This is a genomic window from Haloarcula sp. JP-Z28, from assembly GCF_011440255.1.
GTDB lineage: Archaea > Halobacteriota > Halobacteria > Halobacteriales > Haloarculaceae > Haloarcula > Haloarcula marismortui.
The window spans coordinates 1-14,862 of the sequence record NZ_JAAOHT010000085.1; the positions used below are offsets into that span (position 1 = coordinate 1).

At 56.3% G+C, this 14,862-nt stretch carries 16 protein-coding genes and 3 pseudogenes; 10 read left to right on the forward strand and 9 right to left on the reverse strand.

The window, feature by feature from the left end:
• On the forward strand, positions 1-780 hold a 780-nt coding region (locus G9463_RS20770; RefSeq protein WP_165897720.1), incomplete at its 5' end, for a site-specific integrase.
• Positions 781-864: 84 nt separating this feature from the next.
• Here G9463_RS20770 and G9463_RS20775 read toward each other — a convergent pair.
• Positions 865-1,689 (reverse strand): Dam family site-specific DNA-(adenine-N6)-methyltransferase, encoded by an 825-nt coding sequence (locus G9463_RS20775; RefSeq protein ID WP_240150098.1) that lies wholly within the window; start codon positions 1,687-1,689, stop codon positions 865-867.
• Between the two features lie 1,022 nt (positions 1,690-2,711).
• Here G9463_RS20775 and G9463_RS20780 point away from each other — a divergent pair.
• Complete coding sequence (locus G9463_RS20780) at positions 2,712-3,005, forward strand: hypothetical protein (RefSeq protein WP_165897721.1); 294 nt, start codon at positions 2,712-2,714, stop codon at positions 3,003-3,005.
• A gap of 326 nt (positions 3,006-3,331) precedes the next feature.
• Here the strand turns inward: G9463_RS20780 and G9463_RS20785 are convergent, their stop codons facing one another.
• The 3 genes from G9463_RS20785 to xseA form a co-directional block, all read right to left on the reverse strand.
• Positions 3,332-3,610, reverse strand: coding sequence for a hypothetical protein (locus G9463_RS20785; protein WP_165897722.1), 279 nt, complete (start codon positions 3,608-3,610; stop codon positions 3,332-3,334).
• Positions 3,611-4,256: 646 nt separating this feature from the next.
• On the reverse strand, positions 4,257-4,433 hold the full coding sequence (xseB, locus tag G9463_RS20790) for an exodeoxyribonuclease VII small subunit (protein ID WP_011225057.1): 177 nt from the start codon (positions 4,431-4,433) through the stop codon (positions 4,257-4,259).
• Complete coding sequence (xseA, locus tag G9463_RS20795; RefSeq protein WP_165897723.1) at positions 4,430-5,641, reverse strand: exodeoxyribonuclease VII large subunit; 1,212 nt, start codon at positions 5,639-5,641, stop codon at positions 4,430-4,432. Before xseA ends, xseB begins: the two co-directional genes overlap by 4 nt.
• Positions 5,642-6,079: 438 nt before the next feature.
• Between xseA and G9463_RS20800 the strand changes: the two genes are divergently transcribed.
• Positions 6,080-7,141, forward strand: a complete 1,062-nt coding sequence (locus tag G9463_RS20800; RefSeq protein WP_165897724.1) for a hypothetical protein — start codon at positions 6,080-6,082, stop codon at positions 7,139-7,141.
• 259 nt (positions 7,142-7,400) lie between these two features.
• Here G9463_RS20800 and G9463_RS20805 read toward each other — a convergent pair whose 3' ends face one another.
• The 4 genes and pseudogenes from G9463_RS20805 to G9463_RS20820 form a co-directional block, all read right to left on the reverse strand.
• On the reverse strand, positions 7,401-7,844 hold the full coding sequence (locus tag G9463_RS20805) for a universal stress protein (RefSeq protein WP_165897725.1): 444 nt from the start codon (positions 7,842-7,844) through the stop codon (positions 7,401-7,403).
• Positions 7,845-8,023: 179 nt separating this feature from the next.
• Positions 8,024-8,419 (reverse strand): annotated as a pseudogene (locus G9463_RS24135) (MFS transporter); the annotation flags it as partial.
• A gap of 31 nt (positions 8,420-8,450) precedes the next feature.
• Positions 8,451-10,067 (reverse strand): SLC13 family permease, encoded by a 1,617-nt coding sequence (locus G9463_RS20815; protein WP_165897726.1) that lies wholly within the window; start codon positions 10,065-10,067, stop codon positions 8,451-8,453.
• Between the two features lie 60 nt (positions 10,068-10,127).
• On the reverse strand, positions 10,128-10,385 hold the full coding sequence (locus tag G9463_RS20820; protein WP_370457979.1) for a hypothetical protein: 258 nt from the start codon (positions 10,383-10,385) through the stop codon (positions 10,128-10,130).
• Between the two features lie 256 nt (positions 10,386-10,641).
• Here G9463_RS20820 and G9463_RS20825 point away from each other — a divergent pair, with 256 nt between their 5' ends.
• Positions 10,642-11,019, forward strand: coding sequence for a tautomerase (locus G9463_RS20825; protein WP_165897732.1), 378 nt, complete (start codon positions 10,642-10,644; stop codon positions 11,017-11,019).
• On the forward strand, positions 11,020-11,193 hold the full coding sequence (locus tag G9463_RS20830) for a hypothetical protein (RefSeq protein ID WP_165897727.1): 174 nt from the start codon (positions 11,020-11,022) through the stop codon (positions 11,191-11,193). It begins immediately after the preceding gene.
• A 21-nt stretch (positions 11,194-11,214) separates the two neighbouring features.
• Here G9463_RS20830 and G9463_RS20835 read toward each other — a convergent pair whose 3' ends face one another.
• Entirely contained in the window at positions 11,215-11,403 is a 189-nt protein-coding gene (locus G9463_RS20835) for an SHOCT domain-containing protein (protein WP_240150100.1), read from the reverse strand.
• Positions 11,404-11,436: 33 nt separating this feature from the next.
• Here G9463_RS20835 and G9463_RS24595 point away from each other — a divergent pair, with 33 nt between their 5' ends.
• The 5 genes and pseudogenes from G9463_RS24595 to G9463_RS20860 all read left to right on the forward strand — a co-directional run.
• Complete coding sequence (locus G9463_RS24595) at positions 11,437-11,490, forward strand: hypothetical protein (RefSeq protein WP_370457980.1); 54 nt, start codon at positions 11,437-11,439, stop codon at positions 11,488-11,490.
• A gap of 8 nt (positions 11,491-11,498) precedes the next feature.
• Positions 11,499-11,831 (forward strand): annotated as a pseudogene (locus G9463_RS20840) (permease); the annotation flags it as partial.
• Positions 11,832-12,055: 224 nt separating this feature from the next.
• Positions 12,056-13,222, forward strand: coding sequence for a hypothetical protein (locus G9463_RS20845; RefSeq protein ID WP_240150102.1), 1,167 nt, complete (start codon positions 12,056-12,058; stop codon positions 13,220-13,222).
• 531 nt (positions 13,223-13,753) lie between these two features.
• Positions 13,754-14,404, forward strand: a complete 651-nt coding sequence (locus G9463_RS20850; protein WP_165897729.1) for a metallophosphoesterase — start codon at positions 13,754-13,756, stop codon at positions 14,402-14,404.
• A 296-nt stretch (positions 14,405-14,700) separates the two neighbouring features.
• A pseudogene (locus G9463_RS20860) lies at positions 14,701-14,862 on the forward strand (IS5/IS1182 family transposase); the annotation flags it as partial.

The window sequence follows — 14,862 nt, forward strand, 5'->3', positions numbered from 1 at the left end:
TCACCTGAGACTGCCCGCCGCTACTTCGCCTACGTCCGCTCATTTCTCACGTGGGCTGTCTACGAGGGTCTGGTACCGACGAACCCGGCCAAGACCAACCACGCCGAAGGCCCGCTTCCGACCGACGAGACTGAAACCGACCAACAGTACTGGACGACACGCGACCGCGAAGCCATTTGCGCGACTGCCACCGCCCGCGTCGATGAAGCCGGCGAGAGCGACGACATTGACCGCACGGCGGCCTACCGCGACCAGGCACTCGTCTTCTTACTCGCCTACTCCGGAGCCCGCAGTGCGGAACTCGTCGCCGTCTCCGATGATGAAGAACGGAACGGCCTGCGGTGGCGGCACGTCGACCTCGATGCTGGCACGATGCAAGTGTTCGGCAAGAATCGCACCCGTGAGTCTGCACCCATCCTCGACGATGCACTTCGCCCGCTCCGGCGCTGGAAGCAACTCCGAGAGCCCGACGAGAACGAGGCCGTGTTCCCCAGGCTCGACAACGCGGCGAAAGCACTGGACCCGACGCCGTCGATCACAACGCAGTCAGCCCGGAACATACTGGCAGACCTCTGTGAGTGGTCTGAGTATGACTTCGAGGAGCCGCTGAAACCCCACGGGGCTCGCCGTGGCCTCGGTCGTGAACTCTATCGCGAAAACCCACAGCTGGCGCAGGACGTACTGCGGCACAAGTCCATCGAAACAACACACGAGGGCTATGCACAGGAGGCCGCGAAGCGTACCCGTGACGAAGCGAACAACATCATCAGCGGTAAGTAGAGTACACTGCCCGGATCTCGCGTTGGATTCTATTCTATCACCTATTGTACACAGTCATTGTTGGTAGCGTCAGTAGGGCTCAACTCAAGAATTATACTGGCCAAGAGACGTTTGGCCTTTTGTGGCCCGGTTCGCTGGTTCGACTGTTGTCGCGATTATTTCGTCCACTTCGCCGCGACTGTCACCATCGCTATTTATGGCCCGAGTCGCACCCTCTTTGTCGACCTGAAGGCCTGCATCTTCGTACATTTCGTACATCACACCGCTATTACTGACGATGACGTGTACATCTTGTTCTGCGAGCGTTTGAACTACTTCTAAGAGCCGTTTCTGGTCGTCTTGGTCGAATCCGTCGGCACTGTAATCAGTGAAGTAGGCAGTCGAACTCATCGGCTTGTAGGGTGGGTCGAAATAAACTAAATCACCAGGCTCTGCGGCGTCAAGGATATATGTGAAGTCGTCATTGCGAATGTCCGTTCCTGTGAGCACTGTACTGGCTTTGTGAATCCGTTCGTGTTGAACCCAGTCGGGGTCAGTGAAATCGCCAATCGGAACGTTGTATCCACCACTGTTGTTCTCTCGATAGAGGCCGTTGTAGCACGTTCGATTCAAATACATGAGCAATGCCGCTTCGGTGAGTGGATCAAAGTTTTCACCGTACGGCCGCTTATTAAATCGCGCTCGCTGTTGGTAATAATAATTCTTGATTTCGCGACCGGTATGGCTGGTTTCAGAATAGTCGTTATCTGGGTTTACCTTGGATTCAGGGTCGTCAAACGATTCAAGTTTGTCAATAAGCTCCTCTGGGTTGTCCCGAACCTGTCGGTAGAAATTGATTAGTCTCGTATTGGTATCGTTGATAGTCCCGTCCTCAGGCTCAAGCTCAAAGAAGAGGGCTCCGCCGCTCAATGACAGCCGGCTCTATCAGAATCTCAGCACACTCACCGGGCAAAACCGCATCAATCGGGACGAGTTCGACGCTCGCACGAACGAGGTACGTTGACTGGCGCCGTCAGACACGCTCACGGACCTACCTACGCCGACCAGACCCGTCGCTGGAGGTGACCACCAGTGACGGAGTGCTGTGACCAGAGTGGTGTCAAACAGGTGCTATGTTCCTTGCAAAAGGGGCATGTCGGGCGACGGTGGGCACCGACAGTCTCGCCCGACAACCGCAATTGTCAGAGACACGGACAGGTTCCGGATCCTGCATACCGCCTCTCCCACGTGAGGGTGGCGTAGGAGTCGGCCTGCAGCGGGGACCAGAACCTGTTTTGGTGGTATTCGCCGTCGATAATTAATTCTAACTATGGGTTGTTAGCCAGTGTCAATCGCAGCCCTGCACACGAAGGTTGCCACACTGGGTCAGGTGAAATCCAGTCTCGACAGCAGCGCTGGCATAGACAGAGACAATGTCTCCAGTTCCGTCAGCAAAAAGCTGTAGCGGTTCTGGGTTCCGGTGGTCTCTTCATGATCGTGGCGGTGGCCACGACAATTGGCATTATCGAGCCACTGTGACGTAGCTATTTGACTAGTCCAGTTTTCACCAGTTTCTCCGAGAATGCAATCGAATCTCAGTATGCTGGATACACCCTCTGTATCTTGCGCGGTACTACTGGCAACCACCGAGTCGAACGCGGACGGCTCTGTTAGCCTGTTCCTCTGTACTGACCAGATCACATGAACTACTCACTCAGGGCCAACCGCCCTTTTTCGGTGTTGATGGTGCGGCTGCAGCCGATAACTGGAACAGCTACGATCTCCGTGGCCGTTGTTTCGGCTGACGGAGACGCCGAGGAGGTTGTACTGGGCCATACGCTTTTCGAGATGGTCTCGGAGTCCCCACTACTTGATTCAATTTATTTTGACGTAGTTATTACTACTGATACTTAGGCCGATGTTTTCATGTACGTATGTAACCAAATGTAGGTATGTCAGAGAGCGCTGCTACTCCATCGCTTTCCCAGAACTGGGAAACGCTTGCAGTTCATGACTGGGACGGCGACACTGAGCTCATCGTAGAGCTTGCAGAAGTTCTGGAGGAGTTGTCTACTGATGACGTACCAGTACTGGACGAGTACGTCGACGCTGAGTCGCTCTGCAACGGGCTTCAGGCAGTAGCGGGGCGACAGTTTACCGAGGTTCGTTTCTCTGTTGAGACGCATGAAGTCCGGATTCGTCAGAGCGGAGCAATAGAAGCTCAACGGCAACTACATCCCGAATAGACAGGAACTGCAGTCGTCCGGTTTAATTACTTGCTCTCATCCGTCTTTAGCTAAGAAAGAACCGATGTGATTACGACGGCTCATTGCGGTTACTTTTTAAGAGGAACGAGGAGGCGGTATGCAACAAGATATCTCGAACCGCCTCGCGGTCGGCTTGGTTAGCACAACCAACCGAACCACTCACTCCCCAGCGATCTTGGTCTCGTCGTCAGACACCCATACGCTGAAACGATAGTTACACCTGCTTAGAGCGCTCAAAAGAACGGCCAGCGCCAGACAATCATTCCGTACCCTAATCAGGTCCAACTGGTGGAACCACTGCGTGCTTATTTGCCAGGGGCATTGTCCGCGGCCCCGTTCGCGGCCGAAGTCGCGTTCTCTGCGGCCGTATTCGCCCCGGCCTCACTGCCACCAGGTGTCATGCTGCTGATCACCTCACCGAGGCCACCGGACTCACCGCCGGCCGCGGAGCTAACCTCAGCCAGAATGTTCCCGACGAAGTCCGGAACCTGCGCGGGGAGGTCTGTCGGTGGGCCTGCCTGCATCGCCATCTGAGCCGTTTCGTTTGCGAACTGGACAATCGTCAGCGGATCTGCTTCGAACATTGCAACTCGACGTATCGGGCGGGAGGTGATAAGGGGGCCAAGCCATGAGGCCGATTTGGGGCCGGTTTTCGCCGAATTAACGCGATTAAATCAGGAATAAATCGCCTTGTCGTAGCTTCTCGCCTCGAGATCGATATTTGGGGTGACCATCGGGACTGGGTCGTGCAGGACGCGCCAACAGCGACCTCGAAAGTCGATGCGTTGGCCCATCGAAAGTACATCTGCGACGAGTGTGCCATCGGCAGTGTGTCCAAATACGCACCCACCGCTCAACGTGGGTGCTCAGCGAATATCTACAAACGAACCCGGGTATCCGGAAGGATGTGCATGAGCGCCTCCGGCGTGTGCTGGACGAGTCACCGGACTGCTGGCCCGGATTCGAAGCATTCTGTGAGGGCACATAGACTTCGTAAGCGTACCCGGACTCTTCCAGTACTCTGAACACGCTAACCAACAGAGAATGAGAACTGTCCCGGCTGTTGGTTAGCTGATCTAAATCCGCTGCCTAGCCGTCCATTGAGTCTTAACTTTCTGAAATAAACGTTGACGGCGAGGGTGCAGCCATCGCAAGAGCCACCACAGAAATCGAAATACGGGACGTTCTGTGAGGAGAGCGACTACAACTCAAAACAGTTTTAACCGGACTTCAGCGATCAATAACCTCGCCATCCCCAACAGCTAGCTCGGATTCCAACTCAGCAATCAGTTCTGTGCCCTCAGCATGGAGTTCGTTCGCTCGTTCCAGCGCGACGTCTCCGTTTTCGAGCTGTTCAATAATCTGTTCAAGTCGGTCGGTCTTGTCGGCGATTGTCTCGTCTTTCATAGTGGAAGCAGGATGTACAGGAGCAAGGCCACAACAAGCAAGCCCAGCGCTACCAAGATGAGCAGCAGCCGTCGACGCTGGCGGCGATGGGCAGCGACCTCTTGTTCACGTTTTCGCTGCTGGTCATACTGGGTCCGCGCTTGCTCTAGCCGGTTCGCAAGATCAGTCAGTTCATCTCGAACGTGGGTGTCGTATGTGCGGTCCAACTCAGCTTCGAACGCAGACAGATCCGACTCAACTGTTCGTCTGTAGGCCCGTGTGAGTCGGTCATCCATCGTTTCCAGCGTCGTCTCGGCAGTCTCTGTGTAGGCTGTGTTGAGACGTTCTTCGAGTGTTTCCAGTTCCGCGTCCAGCGTGGGCCGCTCTGGAACGATGTTGCCCACCTCGGTCGGTGTCATCACCCGCCTGTCGGCCACTTCATCGGCCAGTGTTCGGTCGTTCTCGTGGCCGACTCCAACCACGACTGGCGTCTCGGTTTTGTGGATGACGCGGCAGAGCGGTGTTTCGTTGAACACCCGGAGATGCTTGTCAGAACCGCCGCCGCGAGTGAGAACGATAACGTCGACCCGCGGGTCGTCATCGAGTTCACTGATCGCACCCATGATCGACATCATTGCATCGTCGCCCTGAACACTCGTGTTCTGGATGACGATATCAACGTCAGGATATCGCTCGTGAATGCTGGTAATTGCATCCATTCGGGCATCGCTTGTTGCACTGGTGGCGATCCCGATTCGTTCTGGGAAGTCTGGAAGCGCCTGTTTGTGCTCCGGATCAAGCAACCCATCCGAGTCCAGCAGTTGCCGATTTTGCTCGTATATCCGCTGGTACGTGCCTTCACCGACCTCAACGATGTCTTCGACGATGACGGACACGTTGCCCCCGTCTTCGTAGTACGACAGTGAGCCTTTCACAGCCACCTGCATCCCATCCTCGATCGTAGCGTCGATAGCTGACCGCTTGTATCCGAAGAGTACGCAGTGAATCGTCGAGCCCTCATGGACCAGATCAAGATGGACATGGTCATTCGAGGACACGCCATAGTCAGAGACATCACCGACGACGTAATCGAAGGCAAGCTGGTCTGCACTCTCAACAACTGCGCCGATATCTTCATTCAGCGTATCAACGTAGGTAATTCGCTCCGTTTGGAGTGCTTCCTGAAGTGTCTCCAGCGATGTCTGCGTCAACTCCGGCCCCGAGCCCATTCGCCTCTTCTGTAGTGCAGTTGTGTACTTAAGCCATGGTGGTTCCGTCAGGTTACGTTCGTCATCTAACCGGGGTGATATAGGAAGTATAGCGTCAACGGACCAGCTCAGGCTGTCCTTGCAAGGGCATGGAACTGTCACGATGGCAGTCTGACGGCAGTGTGAGAAGCAATTTTGTGACCCCCGCTGGGTGAGGGGTTTCCAAGACCAGCCTCACGGTGGCAAGTAAACCCACGCCACTGGGTTTCTTCCGGCGACAAAGCACAGCACAATCGCCGCGCCAATCTGAGTATCGTGGCCAGCAGTCCAGTGTCAGATTTTGCTGACTCCAACGCAGGAGGTTGTTTTAGGTTGACAGCGCGGCGAACTCGTTGGAGGTGTGCGGTTCTATTCCAGCCGCGCACAGCTTAAAGTGTAAATGGGGATATATTTTTTAGTATGGTGAAAGATTCCGCTCAGACACAGGAAGCAGGTCAGTCGCCAGACCATTCGACGGTCGCACTAAGTCGGCGAACACTGCTTCAGTCGACCCTTGCAGGAAGTGCGATATTAGGCGGAGTCGGTCTACCTATAGCAACTGCCAACGATGAGCAGTCCGACGCGAAGGGTACTGGAAATAGCACCGATAGCTGGGAGGGCTTTCCGCCAAGTGGAATCACTGAGTATGGACGAAGCGTTACCCTCGGAAACGGGCGAGTCCGAACCTTTACGAGTGAAACACCGTCAGGAGAGGCGAAGTATCACGGAATTGAGTTCGATCACGCCGCACTCGAAGGGCTTCCAGACGAGACGGATATAACTGAATCAGACAATCGGGCAGAGACTGATAAGTATCGGATTGGCGGACAGGCAGCAACGATCCACTTCAAACAGTCGCTCCAGTTCTTTGTGCCGTTCCCGGACGCGGCTAATACGCCATTTACTTTCTTGGGACTCAACTGGAATCCAGACGGCCATTTTGGTGGCAAAGGAGCGTGGGAGAAGCCCCATTTCGATATCCACTTCCACATGCTTGACCCGGCAACGGTGGACAACATTGCGGGTCCGCAGGTTCCACCGTACGATGCCAAAACATCGGACGGAATCGAGACTAACTTCGACTTCGCTCAACTTCCAGAGGGGTACATGCGACCACCGCCGCCCGTCGCTGATGAGCGGTATATTACAGACATGGGTGAACACGCAGCGCCGACAGACGCTCCTGAGCTCCCAAACGGTCCCGACGAGCAGGGTGACCCCACGAACTTTGACAACACACTCATTCAGGGATTCATCGGGGACAAAGAGGGGTCACAGCTGGCGTTCGTAGAACCGATGCTCACCCGAGAGTTCTTGAGCGGTTTCCAAGGCACCAAAACATACGATATCCCGCAACCGGATGAATATCCACATGACCAGCAGCACCCACACGAGTACAGCGTCCGAGACGTTCCATCGACGGACAAAATCGCAGTTGTTATCGAGAGCTTCAAACAGGGTTCCAATCAAGCGAAGGAGTAGTCATCTCTGCACGGTCTCACTCATAGATGAAGCCACGAGGCCAGACTTCACCGGACTTCAGGAAACCGCTCCAATTTGCACCGTTCAACTCGGCGAAGCGGCTTGCAAGACAGTCCGCAGAATCCGGACTCACGCTGTGTCTCTGAAATAACGGCAGTTATTTCGGACGCGCCGGGATTGAACCGGCAGATTAGGTCTTCAAGGCACGCCGCCAAGTCCTCAGGTGGCATCGAAGCTGTGCGCCACAGTTTCACACCGGTCACTCTCGACGGACGAACACCACGGGACAGGGGGCCTGAAGGAGGACATCTTGCGTGGTGGAGCCGAAGACGGCTTTCCCCGTCGGTGAGCGGTTCGCTCCACTGACAATGATGAGATCTACGTCGGCAGCTAGGTCCATGATGCTGTTCGCGTGTGGCCCAGTTGCAGTGCGCAGTTCGTACTCGACTTCTGCGGAGTCGAGCTGTGAGACGATCGACTTGAAGAGCCCGTGTTGGGCCGCTATCTGTTCGGGCGACACTTCGGAGGCGGCGTCGAAACCCAGACTTGTTTTGCTAGTTTCGTATTCCTCATCAGTGAATATTTGGCCGACGATCACTCGGGCATCCGCCGGCTTCGCTATGTCGATCGCCGTCGATGCGAGTTGCTGCCCGTTACCCTCGTCACCGGGCCTACCAGCGACCAGTACCGTTTCCAGTGCCATGTATCAATGATACACCGATCCAGCTGTAAACGTTCCGGTACTGGCACACAGGCGCTCCCCGTGGCGGACCCACATACTGGGGAATCATCCGAACCGACTTCGGGAACCCAGAGTTATCCGAGCCGCCCCGGATTCTATTGCCCACTATCCCGTTGTTGAGCGTCGGCGACGGCGACGCCAGCGAGGTTTTGCCGCCCGGACGGGACGTTTCCAAATATCGCCTTGTTCGTGCCCGGTATCGCCGTGCCATACAGCGCACCGAGGACGAAGACACTGCACAGCAACAGTCCGTACGTGTCCGCGACCGGGACGAGCAGCGCGCCCCCGGCGAGGCCGACGAGGCCCATCGAGAGGGTGCTGTGTTCGCCGTACCGGTCCGTGACCGCACCCAGTGGCAGTAAAAACACCGCGTAGCCGAGCGTCAGTACCGTCACCACGAGTCCGGCTTTCGTTCCGGTCAGCCCGAACTCGTCCCGGAGAAACGGCGTGGCTGCGAACACGGCGTAGTAACAGATGCTCGCGGCGAGTTGCCACAGGAAGACGAGGGATATCGTTCGGTGCTGATTCCTGTCCAGAGAGAGGGGTCGACACTCCAGTCTCGCTGTGTCACCAGAGGAGATGCGGCCAGACGAAGGTGAACAGCAGCCAGATGAGCCCCGTCAGCACTGCAGTCATGACGATGTTGAGGATAACGCCGGTTCGCAGCATGTGGCTCTGCTTGATGTATCCGCTCCCGTAGACGATGGCGTTCGGCGGCGTCGCCACGGGGAGCGCGAACGCGAAACTGGCCGCGATCGCCCCAGAGACCGAGAGGAAGATCGCCGTCTTGAAATCCGTCAGCCCGAGCGTGGCCGCGAAGACACTGCCCAGACCGATGAGTATCGGGACAAGAATGGTCGTCGTCGCAGTGTTTGAGGTCATCTCGGTCAGGAACACGACGACGAGCACGACCGCGGCGATGATGAGCACGACCGGCATCCCGGTGAGCCCGCCGAACACCGTGTTCGCTATCCACTCGGTCGTTCCGGTGTTCGCGAGCGCGTCGGCGAGCGAGATACCGCCGCCGAACAGCAGGAGCGTTCCCCAGTCGATGTCGACGAGTTCGTCCCACTCCATCGTGTCGGCCAGCACGAGCGCGGGGATGGCCATCACACCGACCATCACGTAGTAGAGGAGTCCCTGGTGGCCCTCAAGTCCGAAGATCGTCATCCCGCTGCCACCAAAGAGTGTGGTCAGCCACACGGCCGGCAGATACGGGGCCAGGAACGTGCCGAGGCCACCGAGCACCCAGAGCCCGGCCGTGGCCCCGAAGATAATCGCGACACGTCGCCCCCGCGGGTCGAGACTGTCCTCGTCGTTGAGGTACGCCTGTGCCTGTGCCTGTGCCTCGTCGACGTTGTTGATCTGGGGCGGGTACAGGACGTATGTAAGGAGATACCAGACGAGAGGGAGCGTGATGAAGACGACGGGCAGCCCGATGAGTAGCCAGTCGACGAATCCGATTTCGTACCCAAGGATAGCGTTGAGTTGCCCGACGAGCACGGCGTTCGGTGGAGTACCAATTATCGTCCCAACACCGCCGATACTGGCGGCATAGGCCGTCCCGAGCAACATCCCAATCTGCATGTTGGTAAACTCGTCCGCGGTGCCGATGCCACCGTCCGTGGCCGTTCCCGAAGCAGCCCCTTCTGGGGTAGACTCACCGACCGCCGCGACGCCCTCGCTGCTGAGCACCTGAGAGAGGACACCGACCGCAATCGGTGTCATCATGGCTGCCGTCGCCGTGTTCGAGACCCACATCGACAGTCCCGCAGTGGATATCATGACAGCGCCGATGAGGCGACGGGGCGAACTGCCCATCCTCGCCATCGTGTACAGCGCGATACGCCGGTCGATGTCGTACTTCTGGAGGGCGTTTGCCAGCATGAACCCCGCCATGAACAGGAAGATGAGGTGGTCCGCGAACCCGACGAGCGCGGTGTCCATGTCGTCGTAGACCCCAGTAGCAGTGAGCAGCACCGGAATCGACAGCGCGGTCACCGCAAGTGGGAGCGTGCCCGTTACCCACAGCGTCCCGGCGAAAAACATCGTCGCGAGCGTGTACTGACCGGCCAGCGAGAGCCCCGCCGGCGTCGGTGCGGCTGCGATGAGCACCGTCCCGAGACACACAATCCCGAACTTGACCAGCCGTGTCTGTACCTCGCTCAGAGTGCGGTGTATCATTGATACACAGAGTACTCCCCAGCCACCGGTCTTAAATCTTGGGTGATGTATAATGACGTTTTAGAAGTTGGTGACTATCGCGTTGATCTGGTCCGGGTTGAGGTCGACCGCATACAGGTCGAACAGGACCTGACGACGAGCGTCCGATAGGCCGCGAGTTCCGTTTTCAAGCATTGAGAGGTGTGCCTGCATGAGGTCGTCGACTTCTCGCTCGACGCCCCGTTGCTCGTATCCGGCCGCGACCCGGAGGAGTCGCCACGCCATCGGTGAAATATCCTCCACGTCGGCGTATTCGACAGTCTCGGAGTTGTCAGTCACTAAATTCAACACCACCGTGTTGCCCGTATTCCCTAGAACACTCACCGGACCTCGGCCGGGATTCGAGGCAGATGTGCAATGTGTTCAACCTGCCCTCAGTATGACCACCCACAATTTAAATGATGCTGGTTAGATGGACCATGGGATAGGCAGCCGAAACACGCCCTTCGACTGAGGGAGCTCGACAGTCATGCCACTGACTAGGGTGGTTGGCTGGACGGACAAAATAAAAGTCGCTTTCGGGATGACTGCCCCCATGCCACTGCTACAGTTTGACATCGCACGGACGCTATCGGATGCTGCGAAAACCTCGCTAGCCGAACGCGTAACAGAATTCTACACGACCGAAATGGCGACGACTGCCGGCCACATCGCGGTCACAATCCGAGAGCGCGACCCGGCGGAGATGCATCTCGGACGGGCCGTCGATGGACCGCTGCTGTTCCTCGACGCTGAAATCCGTCGCGGGAGGTCCATCGACCGGAAACGCGCGTTTGCCCTCGCCACGATGGAGTATGCGGCGGAAGAACTCGATATTCCCGACGAAAACATGAAAGTCGTATTCACCGAACATCCCGGATCGGCGATGATGGGCGTCGACAGAGTCGGTGGCGAGTGGAACTCCGACGAATGAGTGTGTCTCATCGACTTTTCGGAAGCGCCGCCGGAACATCTGTTCGTGACCGGCGTGCATCCCGCCGCGCTTGTGGCCACCGCCATGGTCGCCGTGACCGTCGTGGCTGCTGTGCTCTTCGTGGTGGGTGTGGCCCTCGTCGTGACTGTGTTCACGGTGGCTCACGTCACCTGAGTCGTGCGAGTCGGCCACCACTCATTCACCGCGTTGCAGTTTCCTGCGGCGCGCGTCGAATTCCTCCTCGTCGATTTCACCGCTGGCGTAGCGACGCCGCAGGACGGTCAGTGCGTCGTCGGTCGTGCCACCACCGGAGTCACGCTGGGTGAGAAACAAGTACCCGAGGCCGAGCGGGATACTAATCAGGACCACCGTCCAGAGCGTCATCCACAGGAACCCACCGCCTACGCCCGTGGTGAACTGAGCGACGAGGAATACGAACGACGGCGGAATCGACTCGAAAGCGAATCGTAGACCCGACCATGCTGTCGACACTGGGTACAATGGTAACCGAGGCGCTTCGCATCGGCGTCGGCTTCCTCTGGACGGCGGCGTGGGCCATCATCATGGGGCTGGTCATCACCAGTCTCGTTCAGGTCTATGTCTCGAAAGAGCGGATGGCGACTGTCCTCGGTGATGGCGATATTGTGGGCCTCACGAAGGCGACGCTGTTTGGCGCAGCCAGTAGCGGCTGTAGCTTCGGTGCCGTCGCCATCGGAAAGGGTCTGTTCAAGAAAGGCGCTCACGTGGTGAACTTCCTCGCGTTCATGTTCGCCTCGACGAACCTCATCGTTGAACTCGGGTTGATGATTCTCAGAAACCCATACTGACTGTTCCATGGCATCTTCGGACTGCCACCCAACAAACCTCACTGAGGGTCACACCGACGCACCGGCGAGCATTATTCGAAGCTTCGATGCGATCAACCCATTAAACAGTATTTTATATCCACTCAATTGTTACCATCCCTGTACATATGTATAGGTTTGCGATGAACCTATGCAGCCTGCGAGGGCTTGCACGTGTGGTGGTTGTGGTGATGCTAGTCACAACGAGCGGATGTAGTGCAATCGGGAGTTTGTCCAGTGAGAATGAGGAACTCCCATCAGAGGATGAGGCAACAGACCGCTACGCGTCGGTAAATGCCGTCAACGCAACAGTAACCACAGTCCAAACCCGGAACAACAAAACAGCCACAATCGTCACTCAAAAGCGGGAACAAGTTGGTTCGTTTGCGTATTTTGAACGAGTGATGTCGGTTAATAGAGCAGAGGAGATGAGACAACCACGGGTTGGTGAAGGTGGATTTATTATTGCGAACGGATCAACGCTTGTTTCCTATGATCCAGAGTCGAATGAGCTTCATCGAATGTCATTCCAGACCGATAATAGCTCTACAGAGGCGACGTATCCAGAACTCCTCGCCGCTGCGAAGAATAACCGCCCTGTCCCTCAGCCAACGGCGACACCGGGCATTTCACCCCTGCCAGTAGTGCCACAAAAAAGCGAGTCTGGAGAAAACAGTTCGTCTGCGTATCGTGGCGGGAATGTGACAGTCCTATACAATGGGACAGAAACGATTGACGGGCGAGAAGCCTATCGGCTAGAGCTATCTCCGGCCAGTGAAGATATGTCGCTGCGGTCACAGACGCTGTGGCTAGATACTGAGTCCTTATTTCCAATCAAACGACAGACAGAGTTCGTTGCCTATGGTGATGACTATGAGTATATAGTCACATATCGGAATGTAACGTTCAATCCGACATTCGAACCTGGAACGTTCCAACTTGAACCACAAGAGATTCCGGACGACGCACAACAAATTCAATTTAATAACTACGAGTCGCGAGCAGCGCTGGCCGACGCTGCTTCACTCCCAGTACCAGACCCGAACATGCCAGCAGAATTCGAGTTAGAAGTTGCTTCACACCGCACATCTGATCCCGAAGTGGCGACACTCAGGTATGAGGCCACTGGCAATGACACCCAGTACAGGATTTGGATTCTCAACGGGACACAGAATACGACTACGGGAGTGCCCGTGCAAGTGGGTGAGTTCGAGGCAAGGCAAACGCGTACAAACAGGACGGTACGCATTAGTTGGTCGGTGGATGGGACCACCTATTACGTGAGCAGGTACCCAGCCGACACAGCCAATAATAGCACGCTACGGCGTGTTGCACGCTCGGTTGCTAGAACTACGTGACAGATATCTGAGTGGATATGTCGCTATCTCAGTCTTTGCAGCCACTCATAGGTCACGATCAGCCGTTTAATTAGAGCGCCACACAGTCGTAGCTGAACGAGGTGGGTCCTGTGTTAAAAATGTTCCAGACAGGTTATCTAGATGCAGGCGTGGCACTTTCGACTGTGGTCAGATGACCAGACATCTTCTCGATTCACAAAACCGACTTCAAGATGTGTCTTGTTGAATTGAAAAAGTCCGATGGCAGCGACAGAGCGGTTAGCCAATTGCTCAGATACGTTGGTTGGACCCGTGAGCACCTTGACAGCCTAGAGAATGCCAGTGAGGCTGCTAACAAAGGGCAATTGACCGTCAGTGAACCAACTAAGAAACTGGAATGGGCATTATCACCTCGCTCTAGACCACACACACATCGCCGGTACAATGTTGATGTGAAGCTCAGAACACCAGACTTAGCTGTCGACCAATGATCACACGGCGATGGCTGGCCCGTAGGTTAATTACGGTCCACATGTCAAATTTAGGAATACGATGACCGAGGCGACGCGCATCGGGTTGCTCTCCGATATTCATGCCAACGCTGTTGCATTGAGGGCGGTCCTTGACGATATGGAACCTGTCGATGCACTCCTCTGTGCCGGTGACATCGTCGGCTACGGGCCATCGCCCCAGGCGTGTCTAAACATGGTCAGGGACCGAAGTATCCCGACCGTCGTGGGAAACCACGATCGCAATGTCGTCAGGGGGATGACCTGGGAATCTGGCGACGAATATGCCCGCCGAGTTCTCTCTGCAGACGATATCGAGTGGTTAGGGGATCTTCCCCGCGAACTCCGACTGTTCGACGAGCGGCTCAAAATCGTGCATGACCATCCTGACGAGCAAGACCGATACACAGAGCCGGCTGACTTTTCGCCAACACTCCTTGAGGATGAAGATGTTCTCGTTTTGGGCCACACGCACATCCAACACGCCGAGACATTCGATGACGGACTCGTGATCAACCCCGGCAGTGTCGGCCAGCCTCGTGACGGCGATCCAGATGCTGCATATGGAGTCGTCGGTTTGTCCGACCTGTCTGTCGATCTCTGTCGGGTTCCATACGACATCGAACGCGTCCAACAGCGTATCGAAGGGACTCCGATTTCTGGCCGGAATGGAGAGCGACTGGTGTTCGATTAGAGGGGGAAGGAACCGAACGCCCCGCCACCGATGACTTACTGGCAAGCACTGATACGCTCCAGCAGACCGGTGTGTCGGTATTCGTCTCAATGTCACCCAGATACCCAACGATGGACGGGAACGACTTTAGCCCGGGACGGCGAGTCCGTCGAACATCTCATCTAACGACCAGCACATCGGCAGAACATACACCACGGCCCACGCTCAACCGACTAGTTTGTGAACTATATGCAGTTAGCTAGAGGGTGTCATAGAACAGTTACCACACCAAAGAGCAGGGTGAATGCTGAGGTGGTATGGACTCAGCGACCCTGCAGAATGAGCCTTCGGCAGAGTCGTTCTTCAATGTCGCGGAGACCGAGACGTTAGCGTTGTTTGAGCATCTCTCCTTCGAGTTTCTTGGCGAGTTCGACGTGTTCGCCCCGGCGGAGACGGGGCGAACACGAGAGCATAAACCA